We start from the raw sequence: 21,280 nt of genomic DNA, 5'->3' as shown, positions 1-21,280 counted from the left end.
ATTACGAAAACAAACAATACAACAATGTTTACAGAATATAAAAAACTACCTCAAAACTCAAGAGTTTGGGTGTATCAGTCAGATAGAGAGTTTACACAAGAAGAAATAGAATTTATTAGTGCAAAAGCATTACTTTTTATAGATAATTGGACGCGTCATGGTGATGATTTAAAAGGATCTTTTACTATTAAGTACAATCAATTTTTAATATTGGGAGTAGATGAGAATTTTAATAACGTTTCAGGGTGTTCAATAGATGCTTCTGTGCGTTTTATACAAGAATTAGAAAAAGAGCTAGAATTAGATTTAATGGATAAAATGAATATTTCTTTTAAAGACGGAGATAACATTAACATCGTAAAACTTCCAGAGTTCCAAAATTTTGCCAAAGAACAAAAAGTAACAGCAGAAACAGTTGTGTTTAATAATATGGTAAATACTAAAGAAGATTTTGAGAAAAAATGGGAAGTACCAGCAAATGAGAGTTGGCATGCACGATTTTTGGTATAACTATTGATTTTATTTAAAAGGAATTAAAACTTTACACGAACGAGTAAAGTTTGTATAGAAGTATGATATATATGAAGAGAAAAGTATTTACGGTACTAGCGTTTGTTTTTTTACAAATAACTCAAGCCCAACAACAAGATCCTTTGTTGGCAAAAGATTCTATAGCACAAAAAGTTTGGGTAGATAGTATTATGAAGAGCATGTCTGTTGATGAAAAAATAGGACAGTTATTTATGATACAAGCGTATTCAAATAAAGATAAAAAACACGAGGATTTTATTTCAAGCATGGTTACAAAACACCATGTTGGAAATATTATTTTTATGCAAGGAACACCAGATAAGCAAGTAGTTTTAAACAATAAGTATCAAAAATTAGCAAAAGTACCTCTAATGGTAGGTTTTGATGGTGAATGGGGCTTGGATATGCGTTTAAAGAACACGTATCGTTTTCCTTGGAACATGACTTTAGGAGCAGTTAAAGACACGGTTCTACTTCAAGAAGTCGGTAAAAGAATAGGAGAACACTGTAAGAGAGTAGGAATTCATATGAATTTTGCTCCTGTTGTAGATGTAAATACAAATCCGAATAATCCTATTATAGGAAACCGTTCTTTTGGTGAGAGTAAAGAAAATGTGGCAGAAAAAGCTATAGCTTTTACAAAAGGAATGCAAGGAGTAGGCGTGTTAGCTAATGCGAAGCATTTTCCAGGACATGGAGATACTGAAGCAGATTCTCATCACACATTACCAACAGTTAATTTTAGCGAACAACGTTTAGATTCGATAGAGTTATATCCATTCAAAAAAATATTTGAAGCAGGAGTAGGAAGTGTAATGACAGCACACCTAAGCATCCCAGCATTAGAAAATAATCCAAAACTACCATCATCACTATCAAAAAGTGTAGTGACTAATTTGTTACAAAACAGACTAGGTTTTAAAGGATTAGTTATTACCGATGGATTGAATATGAAAGGAGCTGCAAATTACTCAACACCAGCAGAAATTGATTTAGCAGCAATTTTAGCAGGAAATGATGTGTTGTTGATTCCACAAGATGTTCCTGGTTCAATTAGACTGATTAAAAAAGCTCTTTTAGAAGGGAAATTAACAGAGGCGCGCTTAAACCATTCAGTTAAAAAGATTTTAAAGGCTAAATACCTAGTTGGATTGAATAAGTATAAGCCTATTGTAACAGAAAATGTGCTAAAAGATATAAATAGTCCTTATGATGAGGTTTTACATCGTAAGTTGATAAAAAGCTCTATCACAGTTTTAAAAAATGAAGGAGCTATTTTACCAATTAAAAACCTTAAGGATAAAAAAGTAGCTTATGTTTCTTTAGGAAGTGATAATGGATCAGATTTTTATGAAATGCTTAAAAATTATACTAAGGTAGATAAAGTTTCAGATAAGCATTTAAGTGTCTTAAAGAAGAAGTTAGAAAAGTATAATCTTGTTGTTATTGGTTTTCATAAATCAAATAAAAACCCATGGAAAAGTTATAAGTTTTCTAATAAAGACCTTGTGTGGTTACAAGAAATAGCTAGAAGTAATAAAGTAGTGTTAGATGTTTTTGCTAGTCCTTATAGTTTACTTCAAGTATCTTCTTTTACTAATATAGAAGGAGTTGTTATGTCATACCAAAATAGTAAGCTAGCTCAAGAACTTTCAGCGCAAGCTCTTTTTGGAGCTTTCGATTTAAAAGGAAAATTACCAGTATCTATAAAAAATGAGTTTAAAGTTGGGTATGGATTATTGGTAGACGGATTGGATGTGTTACAGTATACTATTCCTGAAGAGGCTGGAGTTTCATCAGAAAAACTTTCAATTATAGACAAAAGAATTGATACCATTTTACAAGAGAAAATGTCTCCAGGAGGACAAATTTTAGTAGCTAAAGATGGTAAAGTAATTTATAATAAAAGCTTTGGTTATCATACTTTAGATAAAAAACGACTTGTTAAAAACTCTGATATTTATGATTTAGCATCTTTAACCAAAATATTAGCATCATTACCTATGATAATGAAGGCTGAAGAAGAAAGGAAAATTAGCTTATTTTCAAATTTAGGGGATGTCTTACCAAGGTATAGTAAATCAAATAAGGATACTTTATTATTAAAAGAGGTATTGTCTCACTATGGACGTTTACGTTCTTGGATTCCATTTTATTTGCATACAAAAGATAGTGTAACTGGAAAAAATTCTACAAAGTTTTATAGAAAAAAGCGTACGCCAAGGTTTAGTATAAAAGTCGCAAGAAACTTATATCTAGCTAAAGAATATAAAGACTCAATATATAAGCAGATAGTAGATTCTGAACAACGAAAAAGGATAGGGTATAAGTACAGTGATTTAGGATATTATATTTTTAAAGAAATTATAGAAAGAAAATACAAAAGACCGTTAAATAAACTCGTTGATGAGCAGTTTTATCAATCTATTGGAGCAGATAGAATGACTTATTTACCTTTAACTAAGTTCACAAAAGACGAAATTGTTCCTACTGAAAGAGATAATTACTACAGACATCAATTAGTCCATGGCTATGTTCATGATATGGGAGCAGCAATGCTTGGAGGTGTTGGTGGACATGCAGGTTTGTTTGCAAATGCAAATGATGTAGCTAAAATTATGCAAATGTTTTTACAAGATGGTTCTTATGGAGGAAAAAAGTACTTAGAGCCAGAAACAGTACATAAATTTAACAAACGTTACTACGAAAATAAAAAAGTACGTAGAGGTTTAGGTTTTGATAAACCACAATTAAATCCTAAGGTTAAAGCTACTTGCGGCTGTGTGTCAGATGTAAGTTTTGGGCATAGTGGTTTTACAGGAACTTATACTTGGGCAGATCCAGCAACAGGTGTTGTATATGTGTTTTTATCAAACAGAATTTATCCCACAATGAGAAATTACGGCTTAGTAAAAAGTAATATACGTACTAAAATTCAACAAGATATTCAAGATGCTATTTTGATGGCGGAGTAGTAGATAGTTTGGTATATAAAAGAATAAGTAAGAAAGAAGTGAAAAAATAGAGTAAAGCTATTTTCCAGCCAAAAAAGATATTAATTATCCAACTTTGGATACAGTAAAACAAAGGGAACAAAATAGCATTTACGCCAAATCTAAAGGTGTCTATAAACTCTATTTCGTCTACTTTTTTACTTAAAAATTTCCAGATTGAATATGGAATCAAACTATTTAAAACAATTAATAAAAATAAAGGAAGAGCGTAGTTTATACTACGCTTTTTTTGTGGAAGTACTTTTTTGTCTTTTATAAGTGTATTTACATAATTAACTTTAGTAAAATCAACCTGAGCATTGTTTAAGGTAGACAAAGTAGTTTCATAACCTTCATCTTGCTTTATATGAACACTTAAATCTTCTAGTTGATTTGAAACAAGTTCCTTTATGTTTTTTACTGATTGATTTATGTTTTGTTTATCGTAATAATTGTTAGCCAAAATAGGAAAACCAAAATATATAGCAGTTTTTGAAGGGTAACTAGATATATTTTGATATGTAATTCCTACAGGAACGATATTAATTTTAGTGTCAGGGAAATTATCTAAAGTTTTAAAAATAATCCTTGTAAAACCTTTACTTAAAGGTCTAACAGTTCTATCTTTATTATGAGTTCCCTCAGGAAAGATTAGTAAGATTTTGTTATTTTTTAATATTAGTTGACATTTATTAAAAATTTCTTCGTTTTTACTAAGCTGTTGCACACCATCTCTAATACGGTATATAGGCATCATTCCAAGTAAGTTAAAAAACTTAGCAATAATAGGGTTATTAAATACTGCAGCGCGTACTAAAAAGTTTGTTCTCCTTTTTATGTGAGTGGCTATGAGTAAAGGATCAATTAAGCCATTTGGATGATTAGCAGTAAAAATTACAGCTTCATTTTTTGGTATACGTTCACTACCAACTACCGTTATTTTTTTTGAATAAAAGAATAAACCAGTTTTTACAAAGAGTTTAAAAAAGTAGTATAAAAGTGTTTTCATTTATTATTTATTTCTTCCCCAGTAAGTAGCTAAGATCATTCCTGAAAAAATATCCCAAACACCCCAGAACGCAGCAAGAAGAGCCATTCCGCCTAAGCCGTCAAAAAAGCTAAAAATAAGAAGTAACCCTAAGCCTCCATTTTGTATTCCAGTTTCCATAGAAATCGTTTTACAATCCTTTTTATTTAACTTAAAAGATTTAGCAGCAGCATAGCCTATAACAAACGCATAAATGTTATGAAATATTACAAGAAATAATACTAAATGTATGTAGTTTTTAAAAACATCAGCATTATCATACAATGCTATTACAATTAATAAGAGGAAAAAGAAAATAGAAAACGGACGTAAAAGTTTATTTATTTTTTTAGCCATTTCGTGATGATAATGATTAACTAGCATTCCTAAAACTATTGGAATTCCTAAAATAAGAAGTACAAGTTTAAAAAGCTCAAAAGGATTTAATGAAACACTTTTTAAAATTTCATTAGTAGGCTCATATAAGCTACCCCATAACTGTAAGTTTAATGGGGTCATTATTAAACAAATAATTGTAGAAAAAGCCGTTAAGCTAACAGATAGTGCAGCGTTACCTTTTGCCATTTTACTAAAAAAGTTAGAAACATTTCCACCTGGGCAAGCAGCAATCATCATCATACCTAAGGCAAAACTGGGATATGGATTAATGATGTTAACAAGAATAAAAGTTAAAAAAGGAAGCAGGATAAATTGTGATAATAATCCAACAAATAATATTTTAGGGCTGTTAATAAGTCTTTTAAAGTCATCTATTTTTATATCTAAGGCAATACCAAACATAATTATTGCTAGAGCAATATTTAGCATCCATAAAGCCTCTGTGTCAAAATTAATTTTAATGTTATCAATTTGTAAAGTGTTAATGTTTAAAAGCATACTCTATTATGTTGGCTCCCATTTGTAGCGCTTTAGTTCTAATTTCTTTTGGGTCGTTATGTACTGCTGTATCTTCCCAACCATCACTTAAATCACTTTCATAATCATAAAAAACAACAAGTCTTCCTTCGTAGAATAAACCAAAACCTTGTGGTGGTTTTTTATCGTGTTCATGAATTTTTGGCAAGCCTTTAGAAAAAGAGAATGTTTGATGGTAAATAGGATGATTGTTAGGAATTTCTTGAAGTTGCAATTCGGGAAAAACTTTTTTTAATTCTCTTCGTATATATTTATCAAGACCATAGTTGTCAGATATGTGCAAGAACCCTCCAGAAATAAGATAGTTTCTTAGTGTTGATACTTCATTGTCTGTAAATAAAATATTACCATGTCCTGTTATAAAGACTATAGGATAGTTAAGGATGGTTTCATCATCAAGTGTAATGCTTTGTATGTCCTTATCAATTTGTGTTTTTGTATTCAGATTAGTAAACCTTATAAGGTTAGGTAATGCGGTAGGGTTTGCATACCAATCACCACCTCCTTTATATTGTATAATAGCTATTTCTTGTGAAAAAATATTGAGGTTTAATAGGAGGAAAAAAAACAGGATGAAGTTTTTCATTAATTAACTTGAATTTAAAAGCAATATAGTAAAACAACAATAAAAAACACCAACAAATGTGTTGGTGTTTTTTCCCCTTAAAAAATAAAATAAGCTTTCTATTCAGAAAATTCCCCAATTTTAAAGAAAGCCTTTTTTATATGTAATAAAAATATAATAAGCTTATCTATCTGTAGTTCAGTTACATCCAAAAAGGTGTTTTAAAACCAACTTTTTATAAAAAGCATGATTGATGATGATTTGTTAATAAGTTGTATTTGGGTTGTAAAAGGTAAAAAACACCAATAATATTATTGGTGTTTTTAAGCTATAGCTTTTCCTTCTTCGCATTGAGAAATAAGTGTTCTCAATAATTTTATTAGAAATCTTAATTATAAATTGAAAACCCCTTCAACTATTTTCAATTACTAATTTTTTAATTTCACTTAGTAAATATACTTTAGAATAAGGAGATAAAGGTTCGAAAACGTCCATTTTGGATGTTTTCGAACTGTCTTTTTATAAAATGAAAGTTAGTTTTAATTTAAAACAGCTAATGATAAGCTTTTAAACTGGACAGGTGTATGTCCCGTATGTTTTTTAAAAACAGTATAGAATGTAGATTTAGAATTGAACCCAGACTCTAGCCCAATAGAAGTTATTGTATAGCTGGTGTAATCGGGATCTAACAAGAGTGTTTTAGCTAAATCTATCCTCATTTCGTTTAAATAATCGGTAAAAGATTTTTTAGCAATATTATTTATAACAAGAGAAAGAGTGCTAGAACTTAACTCTGTGTCTTTTGATAGGTCTTGTAGTGTGTACTTATTTAGTAAATACTTCTTTTTAGATCTAATAAACTTATCTATTTCTATAAATTGTTCCTTTTGTTTTTCGACATGGTTTTTAGAGAAGTTTTTCTCGGTGTTTAAATTAATTGTATCAACGCTAAAATCACCATTTAAATCAAGTAAAAGAGATTCTCTAATTCTTTCACGCTCTTTTAGTACACGAATTTGTTTCAACCCCTGATATCCTAACCAATAAATTAATACAGTAGTATAAACTCTTAAAGGATAATATGAGAATAAGAAACCAGTAAAGTTCATTTTTACTTTAATAAATAAAGCTAAAATCCAAAGAGCATATCCGATAGAAGTTAATATAAAGAATGTATAAATCCATCTAAGATTGTCAAATGATAGAATTTTAGGAAAAAGTTTTTCCTTTTTGTACAAAATGTAAAATGAATAAATAAAAATACCTAACGATGTAATCAAACTAAATATCTCTTCGATAGAAGTATATCTTTCGTAAATAAAATTTAGATATTCTCTAGAAGCTGAATCACTGTAGTAAAGAACAAAACTAATTTGACTGGCGACAAGAATTAAAAATAACGGAATAATTATCTTTAATATTTTGTATGATTTTTCAGCAAGATTTAGATAGTGAATTAAAAACATGTACAAAAAAGGCATTGCTAAAAAGTGCCAAGGAACTTGTACATAGTCTAAAGCAAACTTATGCTGAAACAATTCTTTTTCTAAGGCCCAAGACTGTATGTTGTTTAATGATATAGCTAATATTAAAAGATTTAAGTATATCATACTTTTTTCTCGTCCATTTTTAGAACAAAAAAGTATAATACTAAAAGCGAAACCGTGAACGGCACTAATTAACAAAAAGAGATTAAAAAAATCTGCTGTAGTCAAAATAAAAAACCTTTAAGAGTAGCTAAATATACAAAAAATGAATTACTGGTGTAAATAGGCTATACTCTGTACTACATTTAAACCAGCTGTTTCTGTTCTAAGTCTATTATCTCCTAAAGAAATAGGAGTGAATTTTTTATTTAAAGACTGTTGGATTTCTTCATGAGAAAAATCTCCTTCTGGACCTATAAGAATTGTGTATTTTGATTTAGGAGAAGCAATGTTTTTTAAAAACTTTTTTTCAATACTTTCTTCACAGTGTGCAATGAAAGTTTCTTCTGAAAAATCATTTTTTATAAAGTCAGAAAAATTTACAGGAGGGTTAAGCTTAGGTAGCGTAAACTGTAATGATTGTTTCATAGCAGATTGTATAATCCTCTCTAAACGATCAATTTTTACAACTTTTCTTTCTGAGTTTTTACAAATAATAGGGGTAATTTCATCAATACCTATTTCTGTAGCCTTTTCTAAAAACCATTCTAAACGATCATTATTTTTTGTAGGAGCTATAACTACATGTAAATAATAATCTCTAGTACAGGGTTTTTCTTCATATTTAATGATTTTAGCAATACACTTTTTATCGCTTCCAATAATTATTTCGGCAAAAAAAAGGATTCCTTTACCGTTAGTAATGTGTAATATATCTCCTTCTTTTTTTCGCAATACACGAATGATATGACGACTTTCATCTTTATTGAAAGTAATTTCTTTTGAAGTAGTTAATAAATCTGAATTATAAAAGAGTTGCATTATAAATCGAGTTTGTATGTTCTTCTTCTTTTATGAATTTTAGGGTTAAAATCTTTCCAGATTTGATGAATTGCTTGGTTTTCTTCAAGTTCTGGTGTTCTAATACAGTTTTGAATCCCTCTAGCTAAAAATATAGGATGAAATTGCTCAAAAACAATAGCAGTAACTCCTTTGTTTTGGTATTCGGGGTCAACACCTATTAGATAAAATGTAACATCTTTTGAGTTTTTCCTGGCATTAAGTAAGTGGAAAATTCCAAAAGGAAAAAGTTTTCCTTTTGCTTTTTGTAAGGCTTCAGAAAAAGAAGGCATTACAATAGCAAAGGCTACTAATTTATGATTTTCATCGACAACAAATTTTATATACTCAGGGTTTATAAAGCTTATGTATTTCTTTTTAAAGTAAGCTATTTGAGCATCTGAAATAGGTACATATGTAGATAGTTTTGAATAGGTTTTACTAAACAAATCAAACATCTCATCTACATAAGGCATTATTTTATCGGTTGAAGTAAAATTCAAAGGAGTTAAGTTATACCTTCTTTGAATTATATTGCTTGCTTTTCTATATTTTTTAATATCAACATTACTGAAAGAGAATATACTTTCAATGTATTCTTTTTCTTTTGTAAAGCCTAATTGCTCTAAATGTTTAGCATAGTATGGATGATTGTACCAAGTAATCATAGTGCCGATATAATCAAAACCTTCAATAAGAACCCCTGTTTTATCCAAATTATTAAAACCAACAGGGCCTTCCATATACTCTAGGTTGTTTTCACGACCTATTTCCGCAACTTTATTTAACAAGGCTTTAGATACTTCTATGTCATCAATAACATCAAACCAACCAAAGCGTATCTTTTTTATGTACTGTTTTTCTATTTCGTAAGAATTGATGATTGCTACAACTCTACCAACTGTTTTATTGTTTTTTAAGGCTAAAAAAAAGTGAGCGTTTGCATATTCAAAAACAGGGTTTTTATTTTTGTCAAAACTTTCAATTTCGTCCTTAATAATAGGAGGAACCCAATACTTATTGTCTTTATAAAGAGAAAAAGGAAATTTAACAAATTGTTTCATTCCCTTTTTGGTAGTTATTTCTTTAATTTGAATCATTTTACAAATTTAAGGCTTTTAATTATCCTCCTTTTCTTTTTCCTTCTCTTTCTCTTCTTGTTCTTCTTTTTTTATTTCTTCTTCTAGCTTTTTAATCTCCTTTTCAAGTTTTAAACGTTCTTTTTCTTTACGTTTCGCTTCTTTTTCCTCTTCTTTTTTAATTTGTTTTTCAAGCTTTAAACGTTCTTTTTCTTTGCGTTTAGCCTCTTTTTCTGCTTTCTTTTTAGCTTTTTTAGCGGCTTTTCTTTCTTCTTTAGCAGTCTTTTTCTTTTGTTTTTTGTCTTCTTTAACAATCACATCAACTAAAGATCCTTGACGTTCTCTCTTAGGTTTTTCATTTAAAAGCTCTCCATTATTAGAGTCGGTATCTAAATCTACTTTTCGTTTGTCTTTTTTAGAAAATAATTTACCTACTTTACTAAACATACGACCAAAGAAGTTTCTATCCTCGTCATATTTAACAGGCTTTTCCTTTTCAATTTTGTTTCCGAATTCATCTATTTCAACAAAATCGTCTTTATGCCTATTAAGCCTGTATGATACTCCTAAAGAACTATAAATTCCAATTTCATCTTGTTGTAAATTAGCTCTTAGTGAAGCATTAAACTGTAAGTTTTCACTAAAAAGATAGGCAGCTCCAGCTCCTATGTTAGTTTTTTTCTCGTATTCTTCAAATATACCTTGTATTTCAGCAAAACCAGACCAATAATCATCAAAGTTATAAGTACCTGTTACTATATAAGAAAATTGAGAAAAATCAGTACCAATATAATCATAATGAAGGTTGGTAATAACATTTAGTTTGTCAGAAAACTCATTTTGTAATAAAATACCAACTTTAGGACTAAACCCACCTCTTTCATGGTAATCGGTTAAAAAGCTTCCAATATTTATTCCTGCAGAAACACCAATATGTGGTATCCACCTTTTCCAGTCGAAAGAATGTCTTTTTTTCCAACTTCTTATTTCTTTGCTTTTATCATCATATTTAGGAGCATAAATCATATATTTTGCACCTAAGCTAAATTGACTCAATCCAGTTTTATTATAAGATGATTCAAAAATATTTTTCAAAGCAATTTTATCTCTTTGTAAAGAAGTATTAAAATTAAGTTCTAACTTTTCAGAAATAAAACTAGTTCTAAAAAATAAATTTAAACCTAGTGCTTCAGGGTTACTAAAGGTAGGTGTAGCATTCATTTTTCTATAAAAAACACTTGTTTCAAACTGATAAACTCCCGAGCCAACACTATAAGGGCTTTCAGAAAAACCTGGCCTATTTGAATTTATAACAGGTGTATATTGCGCGTTAGCAGTTAAAATTGAGCAAAAAACAAAAAGGATAAGAAGTTTCTTAATCATATAATAAATCCAAATTTTCAGGTTGTACAAACATACGTAAAAATACAATTACCTATATAATATAAGTTTTGTAAACTCTTAACGCTTCCTTTTGCTTCAAATTGTTATTTTTGATTGATTTTTTTATTTTAAGAAAAAAGATGACATATTTAAATGAAGCTGGACCTGTGAATTTTTTAAAAACCATATTAATTATTCTGTTAGTTTATTATGCTATTAAGTTTTTAGCAAAACTTTTTGGACCATACTTAATAAAAAAAGCAGTAGACAAAGTACAAAAGAAAGCTGAGCAACAGTATAGAAACCAACAACAAGCATCTGATGTTGAAGTTGGAAAAACTGTTATTGATAAAAAGCCAAATAATTCAAAAGAAAGTAATAATTCTGTTGGCGAGTACGTTGACTATGAAGAAATAGACTAACCATGAACTTAAAGAAATTTTTACCGTTTGCAATAGCAATTATTGTTTTTGCAATAGCATCCGTATTGTATTTTAATCCGGTTTTAAACGGAAAACAAATTAAACAAAGTGACATTACCCAGTTTATAGGAATGTCAAAAGATGTAAAAGAATATAGAGCAGAAAGAGGAGAAGAACCTTATTGGTTAGATAATGCTTTTAGCGGAATGCCTGCGTATCAAGTAAGTGCTTATTATCCTAATGATTTTGTGCGTTATATAGATAAAGCAATTCGTTTTTTACCTAGACCAGCAGATTACCTTTTCTTATATTTTTTAAGTTTTTTCTTGCTGTTAACAGCTTTAAAGGTAGATTGGAAGCTAGCTGTTTTAGGTAGCTTGTCCTTTGGGTTTTCTACCTATCTGATAATTATTTTTGGAGCAGGACACAATGCGAAAGCGCATGCTATAGGCTACATGCCAATGGTGATTGCAGGAGTAATTTATATTTTTAGAAAACGATATTTACTCGGATTTATTCTAACGGCTTTGGCAATGGCTTTAGAAATTTATTCAAATCATCCGCAGATGACTTATTATTTAGGGTTTTGTTTGTTGATTTTAGCTATTGTAGAGTTTGTAGAAGCTTTCAAAGCTAAAACGCTACCTATATTTTTTAAACAAGCAGCTATTTTGGTCGCAGCAATGTTAATCGGTATTGGAGCCAATTCTACTAGGTTGTTAGCTATGAAAGAATATGCTGATTATAGTACACGAGGTAAATCGGAATTAACAATTACTCCTGATGGGATGCCTAAAGAAAAATCTTCTGGATTAGATAAGGAGTACATAACAGAGTATAGTTATGGTATTGCTGAAACATTTAATTTAATGATTCCTCGCTTTATGGGTGGAGGAACAGTTGAAGAGTTAGGTGAGAGCTCTAATTTTTATCAAGTTTTAGAACAAAATGCAGGTAGAAGTGTAGCAAAAGATTATTCCAGTCAAGTTTTAACTTATTGGGGAAAACAGCCTATTGTTGAAGCACCAGCTTATATTGGTGTAATTGTTTTTTTCTTATTCTTTTTAGGAATTTTCTTAGTAAAAGGACGACTAAAATATTGGTTGGTTGCAGCTACTATTTTTTCCATTGTATTAAGTTGGGGTAAAAACTTCTCTATAATAACGAACTTTTTTATCGACTATGTTCCTTTGTATAATAAGTTTAGAGCAGTTTCGTCTATTCAAGTAATTGCAGAATTATGTGTTCCGTTGTTAGGAGTTCTAGCATTGAAAGAATTTTTCTCTTCTGAGAATTCTTCCGAAGAAAAAGGAGATGCAGTAAAGAAAGCTTTTTATATTGTAGGAGGTATTTCTTTACTATTCTTACTGTTTGGGTCTAGTTTGTTTGCTTTTGAAGGATTACGTGATGCACAATATCAACAACTTCCAGAATTAATTGATGCTTTAATAGCAGATAGAAAATCAATGTTATTTAACGATAGTTTACGTTCTCTATTATTAGTTTTAGCTGTTTCAGGAATGTTATGGTTTTATTTAAAAGGAAAACTGAAGCAAGTGTCTGTGTTAATTGTATTGGGAGGACTCATAATTTTTGATTTAGTATCAATAGATGCTAATTATGTTAATAAAGAAGATTTTACATCAGCAAGAAGAGTACAAAAACCATTTACAGCAACAAAAGCTGATACAGAAATTTTAAAAGATAAAGGATATTACAGAGTTGTTAATTTTAGTGTAAGTCCTATGCAAGATGGTAGAACTTCATATTTCCATAATTCGATAGGAGGGTACCATGCTGCAAAAATGAAACGTTATCAAGAGTTGTTTGATTATCAAATAGCTAAAAATAATATGGAAGTACTAAATATGTTAAATACCAAGTACTTTATTATCAGTGATGAACAATTTCAAGAAAACCCTAAAGCGAACGGAAACGCATGGTTTGTAAACTCTTTAAAAGAGGTTAATTCAGCTAATGAAGAAATTATAGCATTAGATAGTTTGAATACTAAATCAGAAGCGGTTATTAACTCAAAGGAGTTTAAAGTAGAAGTTGATACATTTCAAAAAGATTCAACAGCTACTATTTCTTTAGTAAAGAAAGACCTTACTGAATTGGTGTATGAGTCAAATACAAATTCAAATCAATTTGCTGTATTTTCGGAAATTTATTATAAAGATGGATGGAATGCTTTTTTTGATGGAAAAAGTGTACCATACTATAGAATAAACTATGTTTTAAGAGGAATGGAGGTTCCTAAAGGAAAACATACTATAACTTTTAAATATGAGCCTAGAGTAATAAAAACAGGAAGTTTATTGTCTTTATTCTGTTATGCTTTATTACTGATAATACCTATTGGTTGGTTTGTAATAAAAAGAAAGAAGAACTAATTCTCAATATTTTTTAAAAAAGCAGAAGGAGTTATACCAATGTGTTTTTTAAATGCTCTTGTAAAAGCAGATGCATTGGTATAGCCTATTTCTTCAGCTATGGCTTGTATAGAATATTTTCTAAAGTTTTTGTCTGTCTTTAACTTTTCTACCACATAGTTAATTTTAAGCTTAGTACAGTATTGTTTAAAAGATTCATCATGATGTTTATTAAAAACAAATGAAATATATGTAGTGTTAGTGTCTAGTTTTTCAGCAATGTAATTAATTGAAAAATCAGGTTTTAAAAAGTCTAAACTTTCAGTTACGTTTTTAAATTCGTGGAGAATTTTATTTTCTAAAGCTTCGTCTATATTGTACTCTTTTCTTTCAGTTTCTGTAGGCTTATTTTTATTCATTATTAAAATAAGCTCTTTTTTCTTTTCTTTCTCTTTATTTAAAAGATAAAAGGTGATAATAATAAAAGTTAATAGTAATACTATAAAAGAAATGATAAGATTTCGTTGCTTTTTAGCTTCTCTTTTTTCTATAGTTTTGTTGAGTTGTTGAGCTTGTTCAAAGTTATTATTGTAAAATAAATTAAAAGTTTTATCCTTAGTGTTTTTTGCGAGGTTATACTGATCTAAAGTAAGTTTAGAATATTTATAAGCGCTATCTAATTTATTTAAGTTGTTATATTCCTTTGAAAGTATATCGTAAATGGTAATAAGTTTACTTGTTTCACATTTTTTATGATTCTTTAAGAGTTTGTTTGAATAATAAATCGCAGAATCAGGTTTTTTTAAGTTGTGAAAGCAGATAGCTTTTTGAAAATATTCTCTATGAAAATATGGGTATCCGTTACTTATATTTTTATAATTGTTAATTAAATCAATGGCTTTGGAAAATTCTTTTCTAGCCATAAAAACTTCAGTTTTTCTAAAATTATAAATAATCTCGGAATCTTCATGAGGAGGATTAAAAAGTTTCGTTATTTCAAAAGCTTTGTCATAATAATACGAAGCAGAATCAAGGTAAGAGTTATTATGTCTATTGTAATTTCTTTTTAAGGAGTTATTTCTATTGATTGAAATGTATGTGTTTCCTAAAGAGTTTAGGATGTCAGCTTTTTGTTGTAAAAAAAAAGTATTGTCATTAAGTTTTTTTAATAGACCTGAATTACTATCTTTATAAGCACTTAATAAAATTTTTTTCGCCTCAATATCCATTTTTAAAGCTTGTTTTATAATAGCTTTTGAGGCCTTAATGTTTATTTTATATCTTAAATATTTATTATGTTTCTTATTAGGATGTTGTTCATTTGTTTTTTGCATTTGGATTAAATACTCATATGCTTGAGTATAATCTTCTTGATTTTTTTTAATCCAAAAGAGCCTATTTAAACCAGATACTTTGGCTTCAAGAAAAACTTGCTTTTCATTTGTAGAATTGTTTAAGTAATAGTTAGTTTTCTCTATTAGTTTTAATGCAGCTTCTTCTGCCTTTTTGTATTTTTTTTGTCTATGGTATATATAGGCTTCTGCAGAAAGGCCTATTACTTTTGATAGTTTATTATTAGATTGCTGTAGCTTTTTAGAATAATAGAATAAACTATCATTATTTAAGTTTTTAAAGTAATAAACTTTATTTCTATGAATAGAGTCTAAATATTTTGTTTGTGAAACAATTTTATTTGAAAAAAAAAGAGTAATAAATATGGTAAGTAAATATTTGGTCATTGTTATAGTAAAGTCAAAAAAGGAAACATATGCTTTTTACAAAAAGCAATTTTCAGTAGCCAAATATAACATTTTTGTTTATGCTTTTTATAAAATACGACATATAATACTTTTTTAATGAGGAGAACAATGGTATGTTTGCTGTAAGTAAAATGTACTAGTAATTAAGTACGGATTGCTATGGAAAATTAGAAAGTTAAAAGCGAGGAAATTATTTCTTCGCTTTTTTGTTTTAATATAGGTTCTATACAAACCTATTTTTATTCTTGTTACTTCAAATGATAAAATAATAATACATTTGTTGGAAGCAACATTTTATTAATTTACTTCTATTGAAGTTATGATTTAACTTAAAATATTTTATACTTTTTAATTTATAACTTAAGGGCGTTTATTATTAATTTGAATATTTGGATTTGGTATTAACCAATAATAAAAATAACAAGTAACAATAATAATATTTTTTAAAATTTAAAGTATATATACTGAAATATTTAAGTTGTTATAAATAGGAACAAACAATAAAATTATTCGCCAGAAGATAATTCTAGAGATGATGATAAATAAAAAAGTAATTAATAATTGGATATATACTAAAAAAACAAAGTATTATATTGATTATACAAATAAGAATAAGAGATGAGGATAGGAATGATTTTAGATAAAACTTTCCCGCCTGATCCTCGTGTAGAGAATGAAGCGATAGAGCTAATAAAATCGGGTCATGAAGTTTTTTTATTCTGTTTAACTTATGATAATGAACTTTTAGAAGAACTTATTAATGGAATAAGTGTAAAGAGATATAAATCAAATAAGTTAGAATATAAATTATCTGCATTAGCTTACACAGTTCCTTTTTATTCTTTAATAATGAAAAAAAAAATAGCAAGTTTTTTGTCTCATAATACTATTGAAGCTGTGCATGTTCATGATATTAGAATTGCTGAAGCTGTTTTTAAAGCAAATAAAAAATATAAATTACCAATTATTTTAGACTTACATGATAACATGCCAGAAGTAATGAAGTTTTATCCTCATATGCAAAAATTTCCTGGTAAATATATTATCTCTCTAAAAAGATGGAAGAAAAAAGAAGAGGAATTTGTAAAACAATCAGATAAAGTGATTACAGTTTCTCAAGAGTTTGTAAATGAGTTAAAAGAAAGAATAAAGTTACCTGAAGATAAAATAGTCCTGGTACCTAATACTATAAGGAGAACATTTTATGAAAAATATACAGCTAATGAAAGAATTAAGAAAAAGTATGAAAATAAGTTTGTGATTTTATATTTAGGAGATACGCATACTAGGAGAGGGTTGCTAACAGCTATAGAAGCTGTTAAAGAAATTAGAAAAGAAATAACAAATCTGAAATTAGTTATAGTAGGAAAAAATACAACAGATACTATTTTAAAAGCAAAAGTAAAAGAATTGAAATTAGAAGAAAATGTTGATTTTGAAGGTTGGAAAGATGTATCACTATTTCCATCATATATTAAGATAAGTGATATATGTATTTCACCCTTACATAGAAATATTCAACATGATGTAGCATATGCTAATAAATTATTTCAATATATGAGCCTAGGAAAACCTTTATTGGTGAGTAATGCAATAGCACAGAAAAATTTAATTAAAAGAGTAGAGGCTGGATTTGTGCACGAAGAAAAAAATGTAGCTGATTTTACAAAGAAAGTTTTAACACTGTACAAAGAAGAACAATTAAGAGAAAGACTAGGGAAGAATGGTGAAACTTTTGTTAGAAATGAATTCACATGGGATAAAACTTCTAAAGAATTAATAAACTTGTACAACAGTTTATAATTTGAAAGTATTAATAATTACATATTATTGGGTGCCTTCTGGAGGTTCTGGTGTACAACGATGGTTGAAGTTTGTAAAATATTTAAGAAATTTTAATATTGAGCCAGTAGTTTTTACTGTTGACGGGGCAACATACCCGATTATAGATGAATCACTAAAAAAAGATGTTCCTAAGAATTTAGAAGTATTTAAAACACCGATATGGGAACCTAATGATTTATTATCTGTTTTTAAGAAAAAAGAAACAAAAACAAGTGCAGGATTTCTAGATCCTAACCCAAGTTTTGTAGGGAAGGTTATGCAGTATATTCGTGCTAACTATTTTATTCCTGATGCACGAAAATTTTGGGTAAAACCTTCAGTAAAAAAGCTAAAAAAATATTTAAAAGAGAATAATATTGATGCTATCATAACTACTGGACCACCTCATAGTTTACATTTAATTGGGTTGCAATTAAAAAAAGAGTTAGGAGTAAAATGGATTGCAGATTTTAGAGACCCCTGGACAGATATTGATTATTTTCATCAATTACCTCTAACTGAAAAATCTAAAATAAAACATTATAAGCTAGAGGAGGAAGTCCTAAAATATGCTGATGCAAGTTTGGTAGTGGGGGAAACAATGAAAATGAATTATCAAAAATTTTCCAAAAACATTCACGTTATAACCAATGGGTTTGATTCTGAATTGAATGATAAAGAAAATGTTGTTCTTGATAAAAAATTTTCAATAACACATATAGGCTTGATGAATGCAGATAGAAACCCTAAGGTTTTGTGGAAAGCTTTATCAGAGTTATGTGTAGAAAATAATGAATTTACAGAAGACTTAGAAATTAAACTTATAGGAAAAGTAGCTAAAGAAGTTGAAAAAACTTTAGAACGATATCAGTTTAAAAATATTACAAAAATTGCTTATGTTCCTCACCAAGAAGTACAGCAACACCAAAGAAAATCACAGGTCTTATTGTTAGCAGTAAATAAAGTGCCAAGTGCTAAAGGGATTATAACAGGTAAAATTTTTGAATATTTGCAAGCAAAACGTCCTATCTTAGCAGTAGGTCCAGAAGATGGTGATTTAGCAAAAATATTGGCTAAAACTAACTCAGGGACTATTGTTGATTTTGATGATGTAGTAAAAATGAAAAAAGAAATTAAACTTTTCTATAATGAATATAAGAAAGGAACTTTAGAAGTTAATTCTGAAAACATAGAGCAATATCATCGAAAAAAGCTAACTGAAAAATTATCTATCATATTAAAACAAGTCGTTAATTCTTGAAAAAAATAGTAACTATATTAGGTGCACGTCCGCAATTTATAAAGGGAGCCGTGTTAAGTAGAGTGGTTCAAAAACACAATGAAGTTGAAGAAGTAATAGTGCATACAGGACAACATTTTGATGCAAACATGAGCGCTGTTTTTTTTGATGAAATGCAAATTCCTACGCCTAAGTATAACTTGAATATTAATGGACTGAATCATGGGGCAATGACGGGGCAAATGCTAGAAAAAATTGAAGAAATTTTACTAACGGAAAAGCCTAATGTAGTTGTTGTATACGGAGATACTAATTCAACTTTAGCTGGAGCTTTAGCAGCAAAAAAACTTCATATCAAAGTAGTGCATATTGAAGCAGGATTACGTTCATTTAATATGCTAATGCCTGAAGAAATTAACCGTATTTTAACTGATAGAATAGGGAATTTACTAAGTTGCCCAACAGATATTGCTGTGTCAAATTTAAGAAATGAAGGCTTTGATAGTTTTGATATTTTGATAGAGAAGCACGGTGATATAATGAAAGATGCTGTAGAGTTTTATAGTCAAGTTTCCGAAGAGAAGTCAACTATTATTAAAGACTTAGGTTTAAAGAAAAAAGAGTTTGTGTTAGCAACAATCCACCGTCAAGAAAATACAGATAGTGAAGGTAAGCTAACTAATATTTTCTCTGCTCTAGAAGAGATTCATAAAACAAAAGAAGTGATATTTCCTTTGCATCCGAGAACAAAAAAGATGTTAGAGAAATACCAATTGCAACCAAACGTTACTTTTATAGAACCTGTAGGTTATTTTTCAATGTTAGAGTTGTTAAAAAACTGTAGCTTGGTTATTACTGATAGTGGAGGATTACAAAAAGAGGCTTTTTTTAATAAGAAGTTTTGTATAATAATAAGGGATGAAACAGAGTGGAAAGAATTAGTAGATAACGGTTATGCAGCTATAACTGGAGCTAGTGCAAAAAAAATAGAAAATTATTTCCAACAGTTTTTAGCGACAACAAAAGATTTTAAAGAGCAGTTGTATGGAGAGAATGTAGGAGAAAAAATATATCAATCAATACTAAAGTTAATAAAAGAATAAATTGGGAATTGTATTTAAACAATCATTCAGAAACACCTTAATAATTTATTTAGGATTTTTAATTGGAGGTATTAATACCCTAGTATTATATACACGATTTTTAGGTGATGAGTATTACGGGTTAGCAACCTATGTGTTTTCTGCTTCAAATTTAATAATGCCTATAACAGCTTTCGGAGTTCATTTTACTATAATAAAGTTTTTTTCAGGGTATACATCGAAGGTAGAAAAAGATAAGTTTTTAAGCACCATAATTTTTTTACCATTATTCATAGCAATTCCAATAGGGTATTTTTGGAATTTCTTTCATGATTGGATTATGAGTTATGTAGTAGAAAGTGGAGCTAATGAGAATTTAATAATTGAAGACTACACAATCTATATTTATATAATAGCTGTTGCATGTGCTTATTTTGAAGTGTTTTACTCTTGGGCAAGGGTACAAATGCAGTCAGTTTTTGGAAATCTTTTAAAAGAATTATACAATAGAGTGGCAGTAATGGTTTTACTTTTAGCTGTGTACTTTAATGTAATAACTAAAGAAGAGTTTTTAATTTATATGTCGGTAGCATATATATTTAGAGTTTTGCTAATGATGACATACGCTTTTCGTTTGTATACACCAAAATTTACATTTAGTTTACCAAGTAACTTTAAAGAAGTATTGAGATATACTTTTTATATTATTTTAGCAGGTAGTGCTGGGGCTATTATTTTAGATATAGATAAAGTAATGATACCAGGCAAAGAAGGTCTTGCTACAGCTGCATATTATACAGTAGCTGTGTTTATAGGATCGTTTATAGAAGCCCCAAGCAGAGCTATGGGACAAATTTTACAGCCATTAACCTCTAAGGCACTTAATGAAAATAATCCTAAAGAAACAGAGAATTTATACAAAAAAAGTTCTATTAACTTATTGTTGATTGGTGGACTGTTTTTTGTCCTAGTGAATTGTAATGTGGAGGAATTATTCAGGCTGATGCCGAATAAAAATTATGGAAAAGAAGGAGTACTAGTAGTATTATTAATCTCGTCTGCAAAGTTATTTTTAATGTCATTAGGTAGTAATGGTGCTATTATAAGCAATTCTAAATTTTATCGTATTACTTTACCTGTAGGTTTAGGAATGGCCTTTTCTGTATATTTTTTAAATATTTACTTTTTTAATGATTTAGAAATGGGAACGAAAGGGTTAGCACTAGCAACGCTTATTACAGTTTTAATATTTAATACATTTAAACTATGGTTTGTAAAAGAAAAGTTTAATATGACGCCTTTTACTAATAAAACATTTTTAATGATTCTTATTGTCTTAATAATATTTTTAGGATTTAATTTTTGGAACTTCTCAGTACCTGAGTTTTACTTTTCAGACTTTCCAATTCACCCCATAATAAACATTATTTTAAAAAGTATACTAATTATTGCAGTTTATGTTTTTGTAGTAGTAAAGTTATCTATTTCAGAACAGATAAATAATTTAGCAAAAAGGTATATAAAATAAAAAGACCTGCACACAAAGGGAACAAGTCTTTTCTTAATAATAAGGGGGA

Annotated in this window: 16 protein-coding genes; 8 read left to right on the top strand and 8 right to left on the bottom strand. The window is 28.8% G+C overall.

All coding sequences use genetic code 11. From position 1 onward, the window contains the following. Positions 1–24 precede the first annotated feature (24 nt). Positions 25–510 carry an ABC transporter ATPase gene (locus tag LCI24_RS11085; protein ID WP_274640425.1) on the top strand — a complete coding sequence of 162 codons (486 nt, stop codon included), beginning with the start codon at positions 25–27 and terminating at the stop codon, positions 508–510. A 71-nt stretch (positions 511–581) separates the two neighbouring features. Further along, a complete protein-coding gene (locus LCI24_RS11080; RefSeq protein WP_274640424.1) occupies positions 582–3,506 on the top strand; it encodes a serine hydrolase domain-containing protein in 2,925 nt (974 codons plus the stop codon). On the opposite strand, the gene LCI24_RS11075 is transcribed toward LCI24_RS11080, so the two are convergent. From LCI24_RS11075 to LCI24_RS11045, 7 genes are all read right to left on the bottom strand, one after another. After that, positions 3,487–4,533 (bottom strand): lysophospholipid acyltransferase family protein, encoded by a 1,047-nt coding sequence (locus tag LCI24_RS11075; RefSeq protein WP_274640423.1) that lies wholly within the window; start codon positions 4,531–4,533, stop codon positions 3,487–3,489. The genes LCI24_RS11080 and LCI24_RS11075 overlap by 20 nt on opposite strands. Before the next feature lie 3 nt (positions 4,534–4,536). Next, complete coding sequence (locus LCI24_RS11070; RefSeq protein WP_274640422.1) at positions 4,537–5,448, bottom strand: bile acid:sodium symporter family protein; 912 nt, start codon at positions 5,446–5,448, stop codon at positions 4,537–4,539. Next, the gene (locus LCI24_RS11065; RefSeq protein WP_274640421.1) at positions 5,432–6,073 is read right to left on the bottom strand and encodes a DUF4159 domain-containing protein; all 642 of its coding nucleotides are present in this window, start codon (positions 6,071–6,073) and stop codon (positions 5,432–5,434) included. Before LCI24_RS11065 ends, LCI24_RS11070 begins: the two co-directional genes overlap by 17 nt. Positions 6,074–6,591: 518 nt before the next feature. Then, positions 6,592–7,662, bottom strand: coding sequence for a helix-turn-helix domain-containing protein (locus LCI24_RS11060; protein WP_274640420.1), 1,071 nt, complete (start codon positions 7,660–7,662; stop codon positions 6,592–6,594). A gap of 147 nt (positions 7,663–7,809) precedes the next feature. Then, on the bottom strand, positions 7,810–8,520 hold the full coding sequence (locus LCI24_RS11055) for a 16S rRNA (uracil(1498)-N(3))-methyltransferase (protein WP_274640419.1): 711 nt from the start codon (positions 8,518–8,520) through the stop codon (positions 7,810–7,812). After that, positions 8,520–9,638 (bottom strand): GTP cyclohydrolase, encoded by a 1,119-nt coding sequence (locus LCI24_RS11050; RefSeq protein WP_274640418.1) that lies wholly within the window; start codon positions 9,636–9,638, stop codon positions 8,520–8,522. Before LCI24_RS11050 ends, LCI24_RS11055 begins: the two co-directional genes overlap by 1 nt. Positions 9,639–9,656: 18 nt before the next feature. Then, positions 9,657–11,000, bottom strand: a complete 1,344-nt coding sequence (locus tag LCI24_RS11045; RefSeq protein ID WP_274640417.1) for a transporter — start codon at positions 10,998–11,000, stop codon at positions 9,657–9,659. 140 nt (positions 11,001–11,140) lie between these two features. Between LCI24_RS11045 and LCI24_RS11040 the strand changes: the two genes are divergently transcribed. Next, complete coding sequence (locus LCI24_RS11040) at positions 11,141–11,422, top strand: DUF4834 family protein (RefSeq protein WP_274640416.1); 282 nt, start codon at positions 11,141–11,143, stop codon at positions 11,420–11,422. A 2-nt stretch (positions 11,423–11,424) separates the two neighbouring features. Beyond that, entirely contained in the window at positions 11,425–13,818 is a 2,394-nt protein-coding gene (locus tag LCI24_RS11035; protein WP_274640415.1) for a YfhO family protein, read from the top strand. On the opposite strand, the gene LCI24_RS11030 is transcribed toward LCI24_RS11035, so the two are convergent. Next, positions 13,815–15,536, bottom strand: coding sequence for a helix-turn-helix domain-containing protein (locus LCI24_RS11030; protein WP_274640414.1), 1,722 nt, complete (start codon positions 15,534–15,536; stop codon positions 13,815–13,817). The two genes, LCI24_RS11035 and LCI24_RS11030, sit on opposite strands and share 4 nt — an antisense overlap. Before the next feature lie 651 nt (positions 15,537–16,187). On the opposite strand from LCI24_RS11030, the gene LCI24_RS11025 reads away from it, so the two are divergent. From LCI24_RS11025 to LCI24_RS11010, 4 genes are read left to right on the top strand one after another with little or no spacing between them, the layout of a single operon-like run. Beyond that, the gene (locus tag LCI24_RS11025) at positions 16,188–17,360 is read left to right on the top strand and encodes a glycosyltransferase family 4 protein (protein ID WP_274640413.1); all 1,173 of its coding nucleotides are present in this window, start codon (positions 16,188–16,190) and stop codon (positions 17,358–17,360) included. A 1-nt stretch (position 17,361) separates the two neighbouring features. Then, on the top strand, positions 17,362–18,642 hold the full coding sequence (locus tag LCI24_RS11020) for a glycosyltransferase family 4 protein (RefSeq protein WP_274640412.1): 1,281 nt from the start codon (positions 17,362–17,364) through the stop codon (positions 18,640–18,642). Next, the gene (gene wecB / locus LCI24_RS11015) at positions 18,639–19,724 is read left to right on the top strand and encodes a non-hydrolyzing UDP-N-acetylglucosamine 2-epimerase (protein WP_274640411.1); all 1,086 of its coding nucleotides are present in this window, start codon (positions 18,639–18,641) and stop codon (positions 19,722–19,724) included. Before LCI24_RS11020 ends, wecB begins: the two co-directional genes overlap by 4 nt. Before the next feature lies 1 nt (position 19,725). After that, entirely contained in the window at positions 19,726–21,231 is a 1,506-nt protein-coding gene (locus tag LCI24_RS11010; RefSeq protein ID WP_274640410.1) for a lipopolysaccharide biosynthesis protein, read from the top strand. The last annotated feature ends 49 nt before the right edge of the window (positions 21,232–21,280 follow it).

The sequence above is a fragment of the Tenacibaculum larymnensis genome, assembly GCF_028829235.1.
GTDB classification, from domain to species: domain Bacteria; phylum Bacteroidota; class Bacteroidia; order Flavobacteriales; family Flavobacteriaceae; genus Polaribacter; species Polaribacter larymnensis.
This window is presented reverse-complemented; position numbering and strand designations above follow the sequence as displayed.